The 18,516-nt window shown below is 63.7% G+C and carries 13 protein-coding genes and 1 pseudogene; 5 read left to right on the top strand and 9 right to left on the bottom strand.

Going from position 1 to position 18,516, the window contains the following annotated elements; all coding sequences use genetic code 11:
- Positions 1 to 182 precede the first annotated feature (182 nt).
- Positions 183 to 3,419: a bifunctional cytochrome P450/NADPH--P450 reductase gene (locus JN302_RS15840; RefSeq protein ID WP_202333519.1), complete on the top strand. Its 3,237-nt coding sequence runs from the start codon at positions 183 to 185 to the stop codon at positions 3,417 to 3,419.
- A 35-nt stretch (positions 3,420 to 3,454) separates the two neighbouring features.
- On the opposite strand, the gene JN302_RS15835 is transcribed toward JN302_RS15840, so the two are convergent.
- A complete protein-coding gene (locus tag JN302_RS15835) occupies positions 3,455 to 3,727 on the bottom strand; it encodes a hypothetical protein (protein WP_202315360.1) in 273 nt (90 codons plus the stop codon).
- Between JN302_RS15835 and fumC the strand changes: the two genes are divergently transcribed.
- The 3 genes and pseudogenes from fumC to JN302_RS15820 all read left to right on the top strand — a co-directional run bounded on the left by fumC (position 3,624) and on the right by JN302_RS15820 (position 7,993).
- Positions 3,624 to 5,027 carry a class II fumarate hydratase gene (gene fumC / locus JN302_RS15830; RefSeq protein WP_202313335.1) on the top strand — a complete coding sequence of 468 codons (1,404 nt, stop codon included), beginning with the start codon at positions 3,624 to 3,626 and terminating at the stop codon, positions 5,025 to 5,027. The two genes, JN302_RS15835 and fumC, sit on opposite strands and share 104 nt — an antisense overlap.
- Positions 5,028 to 5,075: 48 nt before the next feature.
- Positions 5,076 to 6,707: pseudogene (locus tag JN302_RS15825) on the top strand (NAD-dependent malic enzyme); the annotation flags it as partial.
- A 185-nt stretch (positions 6,708 to 6,892) separates the two neighbouring features.
- Complete coding sequence (locus JN302_RS15820) at positions 6,893 to 7,993, top strand: hypothetical protein (protein ID WP_202333518.1); 1,101 nt, start codon at positions 6,893 to 6,895, stop codon at positions 7,991 to 7,993.
- Between the two features lie 205 nt (positions 7,994 to 8,198).
- Here the strand turns inward: JN302_RS15820 and JN302_RS15815 are convergent, their stop codons facing one another.
- From JN302_RS15815 to JN302_RS15785, 7 genes are read right to left on the bottom strand one after another with little or no spacing between them, the layout of a single operon-like run.
- Positions 8,199 to 9,611, bottom strand: a complete 1,413-nt coding sequence (locus JN302_RS15815) for an amidase family protein (RefSeq protein WP_202333517.1) — start codon at positions 9,609 to 9,611, stop codon at positions 8,199 to 8,201.
- A 48-nt stretch (positions 9,612 to 9,659) separates the two neighbouring features.
- Positions 9,660 to 10,634, bottom strand: coding sequence for an ABC transporter ATP-binding protein (locus JN302_RS15810; protein ID WP_202313331.1), 975 nt, complete (start codon positions 10,632 to 10,634; stop codon positions 9,660 to 9,662).
- Positions 10,627 to 11,646 carry an ABC transporter ATP-binding protein gene (locus JN302_RS15805; protein ID WP_202313330.1) on the bottom strand — a complete coding sequence of 340 codons (1,020 nt, stop codon included), beginning with the start codon at positions 11,644 to 11,646 and terminating at the stop codon, positions 10,627 to 10,629. The genes JN302_RS15810 and JN302_RS15805 overlap by 8 nt, the downstream gene beginning before the upstream one ends.
- On the bottom strand, positions 11,646 to 13,070 hold the full coding sequence (locus JN302_RS15800; RefSeq protein WP_202333516.1) for an amidase: 1,425 nt from the start codon (positions 13,068 to 13,070) through the stop codon (positions 11,646 to 11,648). Before JN302_RS15800 ends, JN302_RS15805 begins: the two co-directional genes overlap by 1 nt.
- 2 nt (positions 13,071 to 13,072) lie before the next feature.
- Positions 13,073 to 13,927 (bottom strand): ABC transporter permease, encoded by an 855-nt coding sequence (locus JN302_RS15795; protein WP_202333515.1) that lies wholly within the window; start codon positions 13,925 to 13,927, stop codon positions 13,073 to 13,075.
- A gap of 21 nt (positions 13,928 to 13,948) precedes the next feature.
- Complete coding sequence (locus JN302_RS15790; RefSeq protein ID WP_202333514.1) at positions 13,949 to 14,893, bottom strand: ABC transporter permease; 945 nt, start codon at positions 14,891 to 14,893, stop codon at positions 13,949 to 13,951.
- 16 nt (positions 14,894 to 14,909) lie between these two features.
- Positions 14,910 to 16,691, bottom strand: coding sequence for an ABC transporter substrate-binding protein (locus JN302_RS15785; RefSeq protein ID WP_202333513.1), 1,782 nt, complete (start codon positions 16,689 to 16,691; stop codon positions 14,910 to 14,912).
- Positions 16,692 to 16,731: 40 nt separating this feature from the next.
- On the opposite strand from JN302_RS15785, the gene JN302_RS15780 reads away from it, so the two are divergent.
- Complete coding sequence (locus tag JN302_RS15780) at positions 16,732 to 17,631, top strand: LysR family transcriptional regulator (RefSeq protein WP_202313325.1); 900 nt, start codon at positions 16,732 to 16,734, stop codon at positions 17,629 to 17,631.
- Positions 17,632 to 17,665: 34 nt separating this feature from the next.
- On the opposite strand, the gene JN302_RS15775 is transcribed toward JN302_RS15780, so the two are convergent.
- On the bottom strand, positions 17,666 to 18,430 hold the full coding sequence (locus tag JN302_RS15775; RefSeq protein ID WP_202313323.1) for an SDR family oxidoreductase: 765 nt from the start codon (positions 18,428 to 18,430) through the stop codon (positions 17,666 to 17,668).
- Positions 18,431 to 18,516: the final 86 nt, after the last annotated feature.

Raw genomic sequence — 18,516 nt, 5'->3', positions numbered from 1 at the left:
TGAGCAATGGAACGAGAAGCGCGGTATCTGCCCGGCAAAGTTCCTGACACGGGCCGATCGAGATCCACAACCACATGTTCATGGAAGGCAACTTCTCGCCTAAAGACTTATACTTACATTGAATGGCCGATCTGACCAAGATAGTTTGCTTGAGCTGAACTGGTCCATATGTGGAGGCTCGGATGACCGACCACACGCCATTTGAAGCGATTCCCAAACCGCCAGGCCACCCGGTGATCGGCAATCTGCTGGACATCAGAGGCGACGCGCCGCTGCTCAACATGATTGAGCTCGCGAAAGTCTACGGTCCGATCTTTCGCCTCGAACTCGGCGGACGCTCGGTCATCATCCTGTCGGGCTTCGAACTGGTTGACGAGGTCTGCGACAACGAGCGGTTCGACAAATTTCTCGGACCGGGCCTACTGCAGGCGCGTACCATAGCCGGCGACGGCCTGTTCACGGCGTGGACGCATGAACCCAACTGGAAGAAGGCCCACAACATCCTTACGCCCTCGTTCGGAGCGATGGCGGTCCGCAGCTATCTGCCCGAGATGGGCGACATCGCCATGCAGTTGGTCGACAAATGGTCCCGCCTCAACCCCGCCGAGGACGTGGACGTCGCCGCCGACATGACGAGGCTGACACTCGACACGATCGGATTATGTGCGTTCAGCTACCGCTTCAATTCCTTCTATGGCGAGGAGCCACCGCCGTTCGTCCAGGCAATGCTCGAGGCGCTGGCCTTTGCAACGGCCAATATCAGCAGACTGCCGATCCAGCGCAAGCTTCACTTCCGCGCTATGCGCAGGCTCCAGGAGAACGTGTCGACGATGAACGGACTCGTTGACCGGCTCATCGCCGAACGTCAGGCCGATCCAAATCGGGACAGGTATGCCGACCTCCTCCATGCGATGCTGGTCGGCGTTGATCGTCAGTCTGGCGAGACCCTCAACCTCGTCAACATCCGTTACCAGATCCTGACGTTTCTGATCGCCGGCCACGAGACGACAAGCGGCCTACTCACCTTTGCTCTCTACTACCTCCTTCACAATCCCGAGGTCCTGGCGAAAGCGTATGCGGAGGTGGACGAGGTGATGGGAGGCGATCTTTCATCGCCCCCGAGCCAGGATCAGGCGCGGCAGATGCGCTATGTCGGCCAAATCCTCAGCGAGACCCTGCGCATCTGGCCGACGGCGCCTGCCTTCACTCGCCATGCGTTCGAGAAGACCACGATCGGGGGCAAGTACGAGGTGTCGCCGGAAGACTCGCTGTTGGTCCTGATCCCAATGCTCCATCGGGACAAGGCGATCTGGGGACCGGACCCGGAGTCGTTCGACCCCTCCCGCTTTGACCCGGAAGCGGTCGCAAACCGGCCGGCCAATGCCTACAAGCCTTTTGGCACTGGCTTTCGCGCCTGCATCGGTCGCTACTTTGCCCTGCAAGAGGCGGTGCTCGCGCTCGCCATGATCCTTCAGCGCTTCGAACTCGTCGACCACATGGGCTATGAACTGCGCCTTCGGCAGACCCTGACCATCAAGCCGGTCGGCTTCCGCATCAAGGTACGACCTCGCGACGCTCGGCCCGCCGTGCCGGTGCGGGCGGCGGCCGCGGCACCGCCAGAGACCGAAACAGAGGCGGCAGCTCCCGCGAAAATGCGCGCTCGCGCGCCCCTTCTGGTGCTATTCGGATCCAACACCGGCACTTGCGAAACGATCGCTCATCGAATCGCCGAGGACTCGACGGCGCGCGGATATTCCTCCAGGGTCGAGGAACTTGATGCCCGAGCGGAAAGCCTGCCGGGTGATGGTGCCGTCGTGATCGTCACGGCCTCCTACAACGGCACACCGACCGACAACGCGGCAAAGTTCGTCGCGTGGCTCGAAGGGGGCTCGATTGCGCCGGGCGCCCTTTCCGGTGTGCGGTACACCGTTTTCGGCTGCGGCGACAAGGATTGGGCGGACACGTTCCAGCGGATTCCGCGGCTGATCGACGCAAAGCTTGAGCAACTGGGCGCCGAGCGCATCTACCCGCGCGGCGAAGGCGACCAGAGCGACGACATCGATACCCAGTTCAGGGACTGGTACGGCGGACTATTCGATTCTCTCGCCGCAGCCCTCCATGTTGCGACCGTCGATACCGCCGAACTCGTCAAAGGTCATCGGTACGAAGTGGAGCTGCTCACGGCGACAGCAGAGCCGGATACGTTGGTAAGCGAGTTCGGAGCCCGTCCCCTGGCCGTCATCGAGAACCGCGAACTCCAGACGAAAGACGGCCCCAAGCCATCCGATCGCTCGACACGGCACGTGGTGTTCAGCCTGCCCGAGGGACTGACCTATCGGGAAGGGGATCATCTGGGCGTGTTGCCGCGCAACTCCGCCGAACAGGTCGAGCGCGTGCTGAAGCGCTTTGCTTTTCCCGAGGATTCGCAAATCCGTATCCGAATGAACGGCGGCGGCAAGGCCTTTCTACCGGTCGACCGGCCGGTACCGATAAGGTTACTGTTGTCCGGTTACTTGGCGATCCAGGATCCCGCCCGACGGTCGGACATCGAGGTGCTGGTCAACTACGCCGAGTCGCCGTCCGAGAAGGCGGAACTTGCTGCGCTGAGCGGGGAAGACCCCGAAAGCCTCGCCAGGTATCGCGAGGAAGTATTGGCGAGGAATCGGTCCATGATCGACCTCCTTGAGGATTTCCCGTCATGCCGGCTCCCCTTCAACCTCTTCATCGAGCTCGTCCCGTTGCTCAGGCCGCGCTACTTCTCGATATCTTCGTCTCCACTGGTCTCGCCTTCGGCGGCAAGCATCACCGTGGGCGTGGTCAAGGGGGCCGCGCGCTCGGGGCACGGCACCTATTGTGGCGTCGCTTCCGGCTACCTTGCGGGGCTCGCCAACGGAACCGAGGTTGAATGCTTTATCCGCCCACCGAGCATTCCCTTCTTCCCGCCGGACGATGCCATGCGGCCGATGATCATGATCGGTGCCGGCACCGGCATTGCCCCGTTCCGTGGCTTCCTCGAGACCCGGGCGGCAAAGAAGTCCATCGGTGAGAGCGTCGGCCCGGCGGTGCTGTTCCACGGCTGCCGGAACCGCGACCAGGACCATATCTACGCCGGCGAGTTCGAGGCAATGGCGCGCGCCGGGGTTGTCGAGCTCCAAATGGCCTACTCCCGGCCCGACGACGGTATGAAATGCTACGTGCAGGACCGCCTCGCCCAATGCAGCGACCGACTCTGGGACCTGATCGATCAGGGGGCGAACGTCTATGTATGCGGGGACGCCGGAACGATGGCCCCGGCCGTCGAGCGGGCATTCATCGAGATTTGCGGCGCAAAGCGCGGAATCAACGCCGATGCGGCTGGCAAATGGCTCGCGGCAATGAAGTCAGAAAAGCGCTATCTGGTCGATATCTGGCCGCGGTGACATTTTGTCTACATAACTTCCTTCGTGGCGATGGCTCAATGCTGCGTGAGCAGCTGCTTCATCTGCATTACCTCGGCGCCCGCCGCCACTTTTGTTTGGCTGACGGCGAGAAATGTGTCAACCTCGCGGCCGGTCGGGACTTGCGCGCCAAGCTTGACCGTACCGCGGCAGAGGCCGCGCACCACGTGATAGTGGGGATGCGCGATGACCGGCATCAGGAGTGAGAGAGACAGCCTGGGCGAAGTCGACGTTCCTGCCGACAAGCTCTGGGGTGCCCAGACCCAGCGCTCGCTGGAGCATTTCAGCATCGGCAGGGACCTCATTCCACGGGAGATGATCGCCGCCTACGCCACGCTGAAGAAAGGTGCGGCCAATGCCAATCACGCCGGCGGGCGGCTGGGCGCGCGCGAGCATGGGCTTATCGTACAGGTTTGCGACGAGATTCTTGCCGGCCAGCATGCAGACATGTTCCCGCTGCACGTCTGGATGACGGGCAGCGGCACGCAGTTCAATATGAATGTGAACGAGGTCATCTCCAACCGCTGCTGCCAGATCGCGGGCACGCCGCTCGGCAGCAAGACGCCTGTGCACCCCAACGATCATGTCAACATGGCGCAGTCGTCCAACGATTCCTTTCCGTCGGCGATGTATGTCGCGACCGCAGTGAACGCCAAAGAGCGGCTGCTCCCGGCGTTAAAGGCCTTGCACGACGCCATCTCGGCGAAAGCCGAAGGCTGGCAGGACGTCATCAAGATCGGCCGGACACACATGCAGGACGCGACACCGCTGACCCTGGGACAGGAATGGTCGGGTTATGCCGGCATGCTTGCAGACGGTCTGGAGCGGCTGGAGAGTGCTTTGCAGGGGGTCTACCGCTTGGCGCTCGGCGGAACCGCAGTGGGCACCGGCATCAACTCGGCGCCCGGTTTCGCCGAGGCCGCAGCGGCAGAGATTGCCGCTCTGACCGGGTTGCCGTTCGTGAGCGCGCCCAACAAATTTGCCGTACAGGGTGCTCACGACGCGCTTGTGCAGTTCTCGGGAACGCTGCGCACACTGGCGGGCTCGCTGTACAAGATCGGCAACGACATCCGTCTGATGTCCTGCGGCCCGCGGGCTGGCTTCTCCGAACTCGTCATACCGGAGAACGAGCCGGGTTCGTCAATCATGCCGGGCAAGGTCAATCCAACCCAGGCCGAGGCGCTTACCATGGTGGCGGTGCAGGTGATGGCCAATGACGTGGCAGTCGGCTTTGGCGGCGCCAGCGGCTATCTGGAGATGAATGTCTACAAGCCGCTTATCATCTTCAACATTACCAATTCGATCACGCTTCTGACGGACAGCTGCACCAACTTCCGCAAGTTCTTGGTTGAGGGCACCGAGCCGAACCGAAAGCGGATCGCCGAGTTCGTCGAGCGCTCGTTGATGCTCGTGACCGCGCTGGCGCCGGTGATCGGCTACGACAAGGCATCTCAGGTAGCGCACCATGCGATGGACAATGACCTCACGTTGAAAGCGGCCGCCCTGGAACTCGGCCTGGTCAGTGAGGCGGATTTCGACCGGATCGTCGACCCGGCCAAGATGGTGAAGCCCTACGTTGCGTCCGCCTGACGTGGGTTTCGCCCATCGGTCAGATTCCGACCCAAGAAGGAGACCGTCCCAATGGCAACCGGCATGCGCGGTATGGAACTGCTTCAGAACGCGTCGCTCAACAAGTCCACGGCCTTCACCGAAGCCGAGCGGCAGGCGCTGGGCCTTGTCGGGCTGGTACCTGACGTCACCGAAACCGAAGACATCCAGCTCAAGCGCGTGTTGATGCAACTCGGCCACAAGAACACCGACCTGGAGCGCTACATCCACCTCGTCAATCTGCTCGACCACGACGAAACGCTATTCTACCGGACCATCATGTCTGACCCGGCCCGGTTCCTGCCGATCATCTACGACCCGACCATCGGCGAGGCCTGCCTGAAATTCGGCCACATATATCGCCAAGCGCGTGGCATGTATCTCTCGATCGAGCGGCGCGGCAAGGTCAAAGACGTTCTGCGGAACTGGCCGCAGAAGGACGTTCGGTTCATCTGCGTCACGGACGGAGGCCGCATCCTCGGTTTGGGCGACCTCGGCGCCAATGGCATGGGTATTCCGATCGGCAAGCTGCAACTCTACACAGCCGCGGCTGGCGTGCCGCCCCAGTACCTCCTGCCGATGTATCTCGACGCCGGTACGAACAACCAGCAATACCTTTCCGATCCACTCTATCTCGGCCTGCGCAAAGCGCGCCCCGCGACCGAAGACCTCTATTCCTTCGTGGACGAATTCGTCCAGGCCGTGCAGGATGTGTTCCCCAAATGCTGTATCCATTTCGAGGACTGGACCGGCGTCGATGCGGTGCATCTGCTGCAGCGCTATCGCGACAAATTTTGTGTCTACAATGACGATGTGCAGGGAACGGCCGGCATAACGCTGGCGGGTATGATCAACGCTGCGAAGCTCAAGGGCAGCAAGCTTGGCGACGAGAAGTACCTGTTCCTTGGCGCAGGGTCCGCCGGAATTGGCCTTGCCAACTTGCTCTGCTCGGCATTGGCGCAGGAAGGGATGTCGCTTCAGGACGCGCAGTCGCGCGTGCACATGTTCGACGTCAAGGGATTGCTCGAATCGACCCGCACCGACCTCGTGGACTTCCAGCGGCCATATGCGCATCCGCATGCCCCGACGGCCGATTTCCTTGAGGCTATCCGGAGTATCAAGCCGACAACGATCATCGGCGTCAGCACCGTCGGCGGTGCCTTTACCCAGGCGGTGGTAGAGACGCTATCGACGATCAACGAGCGGCCGGTGATACTGGCTCTTTCAAACCCCACCGAACATGCCGAATGTACCGCCGAGCAGGCCTATGCCTGGTCAGGAGGCAAAGCGATCTACGCCGCGGGCGTGCAGTTTCCGCCGGTCCACCTCGCCGGAACCACCTTCCTGCCGGGACAGGCCAACAACTTCTACATTTTCCCCGCGGTCGGGATGGCGATCTTCGCCACCCAGGCCAGCCGAGTCTCAGACGAGATGTTCATCGAGGCCGCGCGCGCGGTCGCCGACCAGGTGCCTGCGGAACTTCTGAACCAGGGGCTGCTTTACCCGCTGCAGTCGAACATCCTGGAGACCGAGATACAGACCGCGGCGCGGGTGGCAAAGCTCGTATTCGATTCAGGCCTTGCCCGTGTCGGCCGTCCGGACGACATGGTCGCGTTCATCCGCGCCCATGTCTACAAGCCGGAATATCCGTCGCTCATCTGAATTTCGGCGCCGAGAGGTGGAACTCGGTTTTTCGGGAGGAGGCTCGCTGGCTGGGTCATAGCATGAGCTGACGCCTGCATCATTCGAAGGGTCTGCAAGGCCACCAAGTGTCAGACGGGCGCCCATCCTTGCCATGGCGGCTTTTCTGCGACCGCATCGCGTCAGCAACCGCACAAGGACTGCCAATGCCCAAGCACTCGTTGGAAACGCGCAAATCGACTGAGCGCATGGTAGATTACGACAGGCATTCCTCCGCTCAGCAGAGCATCATCTCGAGCCACGATGCCCGAATTCGCGAGTTGGCACGGCAGGTTGGTCGTGGCGGCCGCGAAATGCGGGTGATGGACTATGGGTGCGGGCCCGGAACGAGCGCGATCATCGCGGTGCGGCCTGCATTGGAGGTGTTTCGTGCCCGCTTTCACGACGCTCCGCTGGTGGTCTGCCACGCGGATCAGCCTGGAAATGACTGGAACGCATTGTTTGGGCTTGTCTATGGTCCGACGGGCTACCACGCCGGCATCGACAACGTGCGAACCGAGGCGTCGATCGGATCGTTTTACGAGCGAATGGCCGACGACAGTTCTGTCGATCTGGCAACCTGCTTTGCAGCAAGCCACTGGCTCAGCCGTGCCGTCAGGCTGCAGTCTCCGGGCACGGTCTGGTTTGCCGACCTTCAGGGTGACGCAAGACAGGAAATGGCTGAGCTTGCCCGGCGCGACTGGATGAATTTCCTTCGCCTGAGGGCAAGGGAACTGAAGCCGGGCGGATTCCTGTTCGTCTCCACTCTCGGCTCGATCCCCGACGGCGCCGAACGCAACGGCGCGGCGGCATCCGGTCGGGGCATTTATCGGGCGCTTCAGGTTGTCGCCGAGAGCATGGCACGTGATGGTCTGATCGATGCGGACGTCCTTGACGGCTTTGTCTTTTCGCTCTGGTTTTCGACGGCAGAGGAAGCGCGCTCGCCGATCGAGGGCGACGACGATTTGCTCCTCTCCTTTGAAATCGTGACGATCGAGGTCACCCCGGCACCGCACAATCCGACAGACTTCTTCGCCGGACTGATCTCTGATCCCGAGAAATATGCGAACGCCTACACGGGATACATTCGTGCCTTCGCCGACTCGACGTTGCGTACCCAATTGCTTGCTCCCTCCGCCAGGGGTCCCCAAAGCGAAGATCGACTGGCCGACGAGTTCTACAGGCGACTGCACGATTTGTACGAGACCCGCCTCTCGGAGTTCGCGTTCGAGCTGTGGCATTTGACGGTTATCCTGCGAAAAACGTAGGATCATCCGGCACTGTCGGTGCGCACGAAGGGCGCATCCTCCGATTCCAATTCCATTCGAGGTTTTTGTTGGGAATGCGGTTCTGCCGCGAGGGGTCGTACCCTGACACCCCGGTGCCAACTCGATACTCCTTCCGGTAACTCCGCAAGCAGACCCGTTCCACCGTCCGCGTCGTCGCCAGGCGGAGGGATTCATCCCCTTCAATTCACGCGTCAAATGGCGTGACGGGCAGTATGGGAGTGTCCTGACCGGTGATGCTGTGCCCTGCCGCAAGCAGTATGTCTTCGCGAAAGCGGCTAGCGACGACCTGAACGCCGCTGGGTATCTTTTCGGGATCGCGCACCGCAACGGCAAGGGCCGGTAAGCCCAGAACCGGCAGGGAGACCTGCGTCAACTGCGCTTCGGAAGTGAGGTTGCCGTTGTGCAGGCCTTGCAGGTCGAAGTCCTGGGGAAGCGGCGGGCGGGACGACACCGGCATCAGCACCGCGGGCCAGGTTTCGAGGAACTGCAGCCATTTCCGCAAGGCCGCCGCGCGCAGGCGGAACGCCGATGAAACGTCGGCGAGCGAGGGACCATCCTTCAGCTTCGAGACCACGCGCTCGATCGTATTGATGGCGCCCGGATCGCCCTCACGATAGACCGCGGACCGCACCGCGCGGATGTCGTCGCCGCCAAACATGAGGATGAGCTGGAGGGAGACCATTTCGCGCAGCGGCGGCAAAGCGTCGACTTCGTCCACCTGCCAGCCGTCGTCGACCAATCGTGCCGAAGCCGCTCGCAGCGCCGCTTCGACCTCGGGCTCAGTCTCGAGGCCGTCCGGCCGGACACAGAGTGCCGCCCTTCGGGGAAAGTCCGGGCCGCCGAGCGGCGCCGGCACCCACCAGGGATCGCGCGCGTCGGGCGCACTCATGGCGGCGAGCGCAAGGCGCAGGTCGCTCATGCACCGGGCTATCGGACCTTGAACCGACATCAACTGCGCGCCGATGGAAGGTTCCGTCGGTGCCGTGCCGTTGAAGGCCGCGATGCGGCCCGGCGTCGGCCGCAGGCCGTGCACGCCGCAGGCATAGGCGGGATAGCGCAGCGAGCCGCCGATATCGTTGCCATGCGCGATCGGCCCGATCCCCGCCGCCACGGCCGCTGCGGCGCCGCCGGAGGACCCGCCAGGCGTGACCGACGCGTCGCGAGGGTTGAGCGTCCTGCCGTGCAACTGGTTGTCGGTAAACCAGCGCATCGAGAAGGCGGGCGTGTTCGTGCGCCCCAGGATGGTCGCGCCCGCGACGCGGAGATTGTCCACCACCGGGCTGTTGCCATCGGCGACCAGATCCCTGTTGGCGCGAAGTCCGTTCGTGGTCGCGTGGCCCTTCTGATCGATGTTGACCTTGATCGTCACCGGCACCCCTGCCAGGGGCCCGGGATCGCCGCCCGCCGCGATGCGGGCATCCGTCGCGTCGGCGGCAGCCAGAACTTCGCCGGGGCGGCAGGCGACGACCGCATTGATGGCGGGGTTCACGGCGTCCAGCCTGGCCAGCGCCGCCGAAGCCACCTCCCGCGCGGACACCTGTCTTCCACGCACCAGCGCAGCGATTTCTGTGGCTGTCAGGGTCCAGAGGGGGTTCACTCGTTCAGTCTTTCCCGTCACCGTTTGCTGCTCCCGTCGCACGATGCCTCATGACGCGGAAGCGACGAAATGGCAGGCCGTCCGGTGCGCCCGGCGGTCCTCTGCCGCGACTGGTCGGAGTTCCGGCACGCGTTCGGAGCAGACCTGCTGCGCCATCGGACAGCGGGTGCGGAACCGGCAACCGGAGGGCGGATCGATCGGACTCGGGACGTCGCCCTGCAAGACGATGCGCGCCTTCTTCGCTGCTCTGACATCCGGGTCGGGAATCGCCGACAGCAGCGCCTGCGTATAGGGATGGCGGGGCGCATGCAGGACGCTGGCGGTCTCGCCGATCTCAACGATCCGACCCAGATACATGACGGCGATGCGGTCGCTGACATAGCCGACGGCGGCCAGGTTGTGGGCAACGAAGACATAAGTCAGACCGAGTTCGCGCTGCAGATCGCCCATGAGGTTGAGTATCTGGGACTGCACTGAGACGTCCAGCGCCGAGATCGGCTCGTCCGCGACCACGAGCCGCGGCCGCAGCACCAGCGCACGCGCAATGCCGATGCGTTGCCGCTGCCCGCCGGAGAATTCATGTGGAAACCGCTCCATCGCATCGGGCCGCAGCCCCACCTTCTCGAGCGTTTCGCGGATCAGCGCGTCGCGCTCCGCCCGCCCCATGCCGCCCCGCGCCACAAGACCCTCTCCGATGATGTTGCGCACGCGCATACGCGGATCGAGGGAGTCGTTGGGGTCCTGGAAAATATACTGCATCTGCCTGCGCACGGATTTGCGCTCGCGGCCGCTCAATCCGGCGACGTCCTCGCCGGCAAAGATCACCCTGCCCCGGTCGGCCCGGTGCAACCCGACGATCAACTGCGCCGCGGTCGACTTGCCGCAACCGGATTCGCCGACGAGGCCGAGCGTCTCTCCCTCGTGGACGTCGAGGTCCAAGCCATCCACAGCCTGGACGACCTTGCCGCGGCCGATCAGAAAATGCTTGGTCACGCCGCGCAGCGTCAACAACGGCTCAAGCATCCGCGCCTCCAATCCGCGCTGGGGCGGCAGCCTGCCGTGCTTCGGCCAGCCAACAGGCTGCCCGCTGCGCACCGACGACGAAATGCGGCGGCGCCTCGGTCACGCAGCGATCGAGGGCGTGCTGGCAGCGGTTTGCGAAGCGGCAGCCCCTCGGCCAGGCCTTCGGACTCGGCACGATGCCAGGGATCGAGTTCAACCGCTCGTCTCGGCGCATTCCCAGCCGCGGAATGCAGTCCATCAGGCCTCGCGTATAGGGATGCCGCGGTTCGGTCATGACGGCGGCGACCGGTCCTTCCTCGACCACCTGACCGCCATACATGACCACGACGTCGTCGCAGATCTCCGCGACGACGCCGAAGTCGTGGGTAATGAACATGACCGCCATCCCCAGTTCCTCACGCAGCCTCAGGATCAGATCGAGAATCTGCGCCTGGATCGTCACGTCGAGCGCGGTGGTCGGCTCGTCCGCGATCAGCAGTGCGGGATCGCAGGCCAGCGCCATGGCGATCATGATCCGTTGACGCATGCCGCCGGAAAGCTGGTGCGGATAGTCGTCGACGCGCCGTTCCGGCGAGGGAATGCCGACGAGCCGCATCAGTTCGATCGCGCGGTCGCGGACCTCGCGCCGACCAACCCTCCGGTGCAGGCGGATATTCTCGGCGATCTGGGCACCGGCGGTCAACACCGGGTTCAGCGAGGTCATCGGTTCCTGAAAGATCATCGCGATCTCGTTGCCCCGCAGTTCGCGCAAGCTGCGCTCGTCCTCGGTGGCCAGGTCGCGCCCGCGGAACAGGATGCGGCTTCCGGGTTCGATCCGCCCGGGATGCTGGATCAGTCCCATGATCGAAGCTCCGGTCACGCTCTTGCCGGATCCGGATTCGCCAACCACGCCCAATATCCGGCCGGCGCCGATGGACAGGCTGACGCCGTCCACGGCACGCGTCGCCGAGCCGGACGAGTGGAAATAGGTGCGCAGATTCTCGACCCGCAGGAGTTCCGGCGCCGCGACCATCACGCGGCTTCCAGATGTTCGGGCGGGTGCATGTCCCGCCAGGGAAAGGCGAGCTCGAACTGGCGCGCCGCCCTCAGGACGAGCGCCTCCTCGTTGGGACGCCCGATGATCTGCAGGCCGACCGGAAGCCCGCCGACGAAACCGCAGGGCACGCTGGCGGCGCAGTAGCCCGCGAAATTGATAGGCAATGTGTAGGACACCAGTGCCGGGATGCGCTGGGTCATGTTGTCCGTCTCGATCACCGGGGCGGTGATGCCGATAGTCGGGGCCAGAAGCAGGTCATAGTCGCCGAACGCCGCTTCCAGACTGCGGATGAACCTGGCGCGGCGCAGGATCGCGCGCGAGTATTCGGTCCCGGATACGCCCGCGGCCCATTCGAAACGGGTCTGCGCATAGGGCGTAAGCTGCGCGAACCTCAACGGGTCGCGCTCCAGTTCCTCGCCAAGATTGGCGCGCCGGTCGACGAAGTCCAGTATGCGCCAGGCCTCGTCCACTCCGTCGGTGTCGAGCCGCAGCGGTTCGGGGGCCAGTCGCGCGCCGAAGGTTCCGATCATTTCCGCCGACGCGCGCACCACGCTCAGGACCTCCGGAGCCGAGAACCCTTCGGCAACTGTATTGTCCCACCAGGCGACCCGGACGCCTTTTATGCCCGCATCGAGCGCGGCCAGATAGTCGGGCGGCGCATCGGTGCGGCAGAAAGGATCCTGGGGCATCGGGCCGGCCAGAACCTGAAGCAGCGTCGCCGCGTCTCTTACGTCGCGCGCCATCGGGCCGATCGAAGAGAAGAACATCGTCGACCCGAACCCGCCATGCCGGGGCACGCGGCCGAAGCTCGGCAGCATGCCGAAGATGCCGCACTGCGCCGAGGGAAGCCGTATCGAGCCACCGGCGTCGCTGCCGAGCGCGAGCGGGCCGAAACCCATCGCCAGCGCCGCCGCTGCGCCGCCGCTTGACCCGCCTGCGGTGCGCCGATGTTCCCAGGGATTACGGCATTCGCCGGAAATCAGCCCGACGGTGCGCCAGTACATGCCGAATTCCGGCGTGTTGGTCTTGCCGAGGATCACTCCGCCGGCTGCCCGGATGCGCGCGACATAGACGCTGTCTTCTTCGGGAATGTGGTCTTCGAACACCTTGGAGCCGCCGGTCGTGCGAAGCCCCTTGGTAAAGAACTGATCCTTGATCGTTACCGGCACGCCTGCCAGGGGGCCGGGTGTCCTCCCCTCGGCGATCGCCCGATCCACCGCCCGCGCCTCGGCGATCGCGACGTCGCCGGCCAGTGTCAGGAAGGCGTTGATACGCCTGTCGAGACGGCTGATCCGCTCGAGCAATCGCGCGGTGATCTCTTCGGCGCTCGTCTTCCGGCTGACCACCAGCTCGCGCAGGCGCCAGGCGGGCAGCCAATGGATATCTTCGGCATCTGTCATTTTCAGCTACCCGTCTTCGGATCGAATTTGTCGCGGAGCCCATCGCCCAGCAGAAGGAATGCCAGCACGACCAGAACGATCGCGGACCCTGGCGCCAGGACCAGCCATGGCGCCCGGGTCATGACGGAAGTCGATTCAGCGATCATCCCGCCCCAGGTCGGTGTTGGCGGCTGGATGCCCATGCCCAGAAACGACAGCGCCGATTCGGTCAGCAGCGCCGCGGTGATGACCGAAGTCGACTCGATGATCAGCGGCGTCGAGATGTTGGGCAGTACATGGGTCAGCAGGTTGCGCGTAGAAGACACGCCAAGAACTTCCGCCGCCAGCACGAACTGCCGCCGGCGCAACAGCAGCGTGGCCGAACGGGCGACGCGCGCGAATTGCGGCACGAACAGGATCGACATCGTCAATATCAGATTTGACGTGCTGGTTCCCAGCATGGCGACCAGCGCCACGGCCAGCAGGAGCGGCGGAAACGCCTGAAGAACGTCGAGAACCCGCATCAACGCCGTGTCGACCGAGCCAACGTTGTACCCGGCCACCATGCCCCACGCCGCCCCTGCGACCAGCGACAGGGCCATTGCACAGAAGGCTACGGTCAGCGAGGTCCGGGTGGCGTCCAGCGTCCGGGCCAGCACATCCCGCCCGAGCAGGTCGGTCCCGAGAAGGTTCGCGGCGCTCGGCGGCTGCAACGACATCGCGACCATGTCGGTCGGCCCGAAGGGCAAGACGAGCGGCCCGGCAAGCGCTGACACCAGCACGGCGACGAGCATGAGGCTGCCGATCCTGACGAGCGCGTTCTGTCGGCGAAAGGCACCGATCATGGCACCAGCGGACAATTCCGGCCGTCGCGCCATCCGGGATTGCTCAGACATCGATCAGATCCTCGGATCCAGAAAATGGTAGGTCAGATCCACGACCAGGTTGATCAGGACCACCATTGCGCCGACGGCGAGGACAGTTCCTTGCACCAGCGTGTAATCCCGGGTGCTGATCGCGCTCAGCATGAGCTGCCCCATTCCGGGCAGGCCAAAGACCTGCTCGACGACGACAACTCCGGAGATCAACTGCGCTGCGATCAGACCCGAAGCCGTGACTACCGGCAGAAGCGCCGTTCGCAGACCGTGGCGCAGCAGGATGCGCATCGGCCCTGCTCCCTTGGCGCGCGCGGTCTGGATGTACTGCTCCCGCATGACCTCCAGCATGGCGCCGCGCGTGTAGCGCATGATGGTCGAGGCCGAGGACAGCGCCAGCACGCAGGCTGGCAGGAACAGCGTCGCGACCGCACCGACCGCGTCCCTGCCGAAGTCGATGGTGTTGAAAAGCCGCACGGCCGGCGCGAAGAGCGAAAAGAACAGCACGGCCGTCACGCTCGCGAAGAAGGTCGGCACCGCCATCCCGGCCAACGAAGCTATGCGCAGGAGAAAGTCGGAGATCCGGCCGCGCCTGCTGGCGGCGAGAACCCCCGCCGGTATGCCGATCAGGACCGAAATGCCCAGCGCCATCACCGTGAGCACCAGGGTGACCGGCAGATGCGACAGGATTTCCTTCGAGACCGGAACCTTGCTGATCAGCGAAAGTCCGAGATCGCCCTGCGCGACGCCGAGGATCCACAACAGGTATTGCGTCACAAGCGGCCTGTCGAGGTTCAGACTGCGCCGGATGTTTTGGGCTTCCTCCGAATCCGATGCGATCTCAGCGCCGGCGATGACCGTCACGACATCGCCGGGAACGAGGTGGATCAGCAGAAAACTCACCACCGACATGCCGAACAGAACCGGCACAACCAGCATCAGCCGTCGTAGCAGGACCGACGATCCCATGTCCGCGATCGCCCGATCAGCTTGCCAGCCAGGATTGCCGCAGCATCACGAGGGCCGCGGTCGGCATCGTCGAGTAGCCCTTCAGCTCCGAACGCCACAGCTCGAAATTGATCGGGCAGGCAGCCGGGAAAATCGCATAGGCCTGATCGGCGATGCGCGTCTGGATGTCGCGGTAGATGCCGACGCGCGCAGCCGGGTCGACGGTCTGGCTGCCCTTGAGGAAAAGCGCGTCAAGTTCGGGATCCGGTGTCTTGCCGGGATTGATCGAGGAAGTGGAAGCGAGGCGGATATTCATGTTGGTTTCCGGATCGGCTGCCGGAATCAATCCCACCACGACCAGCGGCGCCAGGGTGCCCTGTAAGGTCTTGACCAGGCTGCCCCATTCCATCTGCTCGATATCGAAACGGATTCCAGCCCGGGCAACCTGTTGCTGCACGACCTGCGCGACTGCCACATCGCTGAATGTCGCGGGCGACACTGCAAGTTTTGTCTCGAAACCGTCAGGATAGCCAGCCTCGGCCAGGAGGGCCTTGGCCTGCTCCAGATCCTCGGTCTGGTAGGGCAGACCAGGAACCTCCTCACTCGGAAAGCCGTATGGCGCCTGTGCGGGCGGGATGGCGGCCGTCGGCGCGGCCCGGCCCCGCCACACCACATCCGCGATCTGCTGCCGGTTCATGGCCAGGCTGAACGCACGCCGCACCCGGACATCGTCGAAAGGTGGGGTGCGCTGGTCGATCTGCAACAGTACGACGCGCATGTTCGCCGGGCTCTCCGGGGTCTCGAAGCCGGGCTGGCCGGCAATCTGTTGCACCACCTCGGGGGTGGTGACCGACGTCAATTGGCAGGTATTGCTGCGCAGCGCGGCAATACGGCTTCCCTCGTCGGGGATGATCCGGAGCTCCAGCCCGTCGAGATAGGGCAGGCCCTCTTCGTAGTAGTCGTCGTTGCGGGTCAGAACGAGATTGGAATTGGCCTGGAAGCTCACGAACTTGAACGGTCCGGTCCCGGCGCTGCCGGCGACCACCTCATTGGTGGGCTTGATGTCAACTTCCGACACGATCGCCGAGTATTTGACCGTCGCCAGAAGGTTCAGGAACGGCGCGAAGGGTTTGGACATTCGAAAAATGACGGTCCGGTCATCCGGCGTCTCGATCGCACTGATCGGTGAATAGAGCGAACGCCATGGCGAGGCGGTATCCGGATTGGCAATGCGGTCGAAAGTAAATTTCACGTCCGAGCTGCGCAGCGTCTCGCCATTGTGGAACTTGACGCCTTCGCGCAGGATGAACTTGTAGGTCAGATCGTCGACGATCTCATAGCTTTGCGCCAGATCGGGCTCGACCTTGGTCCCCGTCCGATCCCAGCGAAGCAGGCAGCCGAAGATATGCTCCGTCACGGCGGTTGTGGCGAAGGCGGCCGATTTGTGCGGATCGAAGCTGGGCGGATTCGTCGTCAGGCCAACCACGAGGACACCACCCCGACGAGGCGCATCCTGCGCCAGCGCCGAACCTGTCAGTCCAACCGCAGCCAGTCCGAGCGCCGAGGTTCCGGTCCAAAGGAAGGATCTTCTGCTGATCGCCATTTTTTTCCCCTGTTGATGGCAAGTCTTCTTGCTCTTCCGGCGGTTCCAAACGCCCGCCGGGTGACGGCACCTCCCGCCGCCGGTCGCGCCTCGGCTTTCCAAGCCATAACGATTCTGCGCTATTTTGTTTTGACGCTCAGCTAGAGGCGTTGCAAAAATCGGGCTGGATCTACGATACGCAGGGGCATTATGAAGAGATGCTCCAAATCGGAACAATGCCAGTCTTGGGCAAGATTCATAACTCGGGTGTAATGGTGTGAACCTCAGCCAACTTCGGGTCTTTCTGGTCGTTGCGGAGCATCTGAACCTGTCACACGCAGCCGAGACCCTCGGCCTCACGCAGCCCGCACTGTCTAGGCTGATGGCGCGGCTGCAGAACGATCTCGATGTCCAGCTCTACGTGCGAAAAGGGCGCGGCATAGCGCTGACGGAGGCCGGGAATGTGCTGCGCCGGCGCTCCGAGGACGTCGTCGAGCGGCTGGACGAAACCATCGCCCTGGTGTCCGACATGCGGGCGGGCGTCACCGGGCACGTGGCGCTGGGTGTCGGTCCGGCCTTTTTGAGCATCACTGCCGATGCGATCGGCGCGTTGGAGGTTTCGCAGCCGCGCATCCGTTACACGATCCGCGAAGGCACGACCCAGGAATTGTTTGAGTGGGTCAAGATCCGAGAGATCGACTTTGCCCTGCTCGGCTGGATTCAGCCGGAGGCCGATGAGGCCGGCTTCGACGCGGCCCTGAACTGGAAGCGCTTGCTGGTCGACGACCTCGTGATCGTCACGCGGGAAGATCATCCGCTGCAAAAAGCCACGCCAAAGGCGCTTAGCGATCTTGCCGCCTATCGCTGGGTCTTTCCCCGCACCAGCACCAAGTTGAGTCGGGAACTGCACCGCCGGTTCCGGAATGCCGGCCTGCCACCGCCCTCAGCCAGCGTCCTTACCAGTTCGCTGTTTGCTACCCTGGCAATTCTGCGCCGCACCGATCACATGGCGCTGATGACGAGAAGTTCGCTGTCCGACCAGGACATGCCGGGCATATGCGCGCTCGATCAACCGTGGATGGAACTCAGGCGCGAAGCATTTCTGGTCACGCTGAGAGGAATGCAGCTCCCGGCCCCGGTCGCTGCGCTGATCGAGAAGATCCGGCGCTTGCTTTGACTTCGCCGACCGCCCCGCCCGAGGTCGGCTTCGCCTACATCTGTATGGTCATGCCGCCGTCGACGGTCAGGACATGACCATTGACGAACGATGAAGCTTGGCTGGCAAGAAAAACCGCAGCGCCGGCTATTTCGTGCGGCTGGCCCCAGCGGCCCAGCGGCACGCGGCGCTTGAGATACTCGTTCACGTCCGGGTCTTCGCTCATCGCCCTGTTGGTCTCCGTCGCGAAGAACCCCGGTGCGATCGCATTGCTGGTGATGCCGAAGGGTCCGTACTCGACGGCGAGGGCGCGCATCAAACCGGTGAGCCCTTGCTTTGCCGCGGAGTAGACCGTGTTTCCCGGGCGGGCGACCGCGCCGGCGATCGATGTAACTGTGATGATGCGGCCAAAGCCTCGCGATTTCATGCTCTCTGCAAGATCCCTCGTCAGCAGCGCCGAAGCCGTCAAGTCGACCTCGATCAGACGTCGGACATCATCGTCGCTCATCTCCGACAGCGATCTGCGATCGCGCAGGCCCACATTGTTCACGAGGATGTCCGGCGTGTCCGACCCGAAGGCCTTGACGGCGCTGCGGCGCTCGGCGTCGTCGGCGATGTCGAACGCGCTTGTCGAAACGTCCAGGCCTTCGGAGCCGAGTTGGTCGATCAGGTGCGCCAGACGCGACGGCGATCGTCCGTTCAGCCAGACGCGCGCTCCGGCCTGGGCAAGGGCACGTGCGATTTCCAGTCCCAGCCCCGCGCCGGAGCCGGTCACCAGCGCGGTTCTGTTCTTCAGCGAAAACGAGTCCATAATGGTCATTGGCTGGCGCTCCTTCCGGGATGGCCCAGGGCCGGAGCGGCTCCTGGCAACACGCGGCGCGTCCGCGGCTGCGGGCGGATGCAGGC

The sequence above is a fragment of the Mesorhizobium sp. L-8-3 genome, from assembly GCF_016756615.1.
GTDB lineage: Bacteria > Pseudomonadota > Alphaproteobacteria > Rhizobiales > Rhizobiaceae.
The sequence above is the reverse complement of the archived record's forward strand: the minus strand, read 5'-3'. Positions and strand labels throughout refer to the sequence as shown.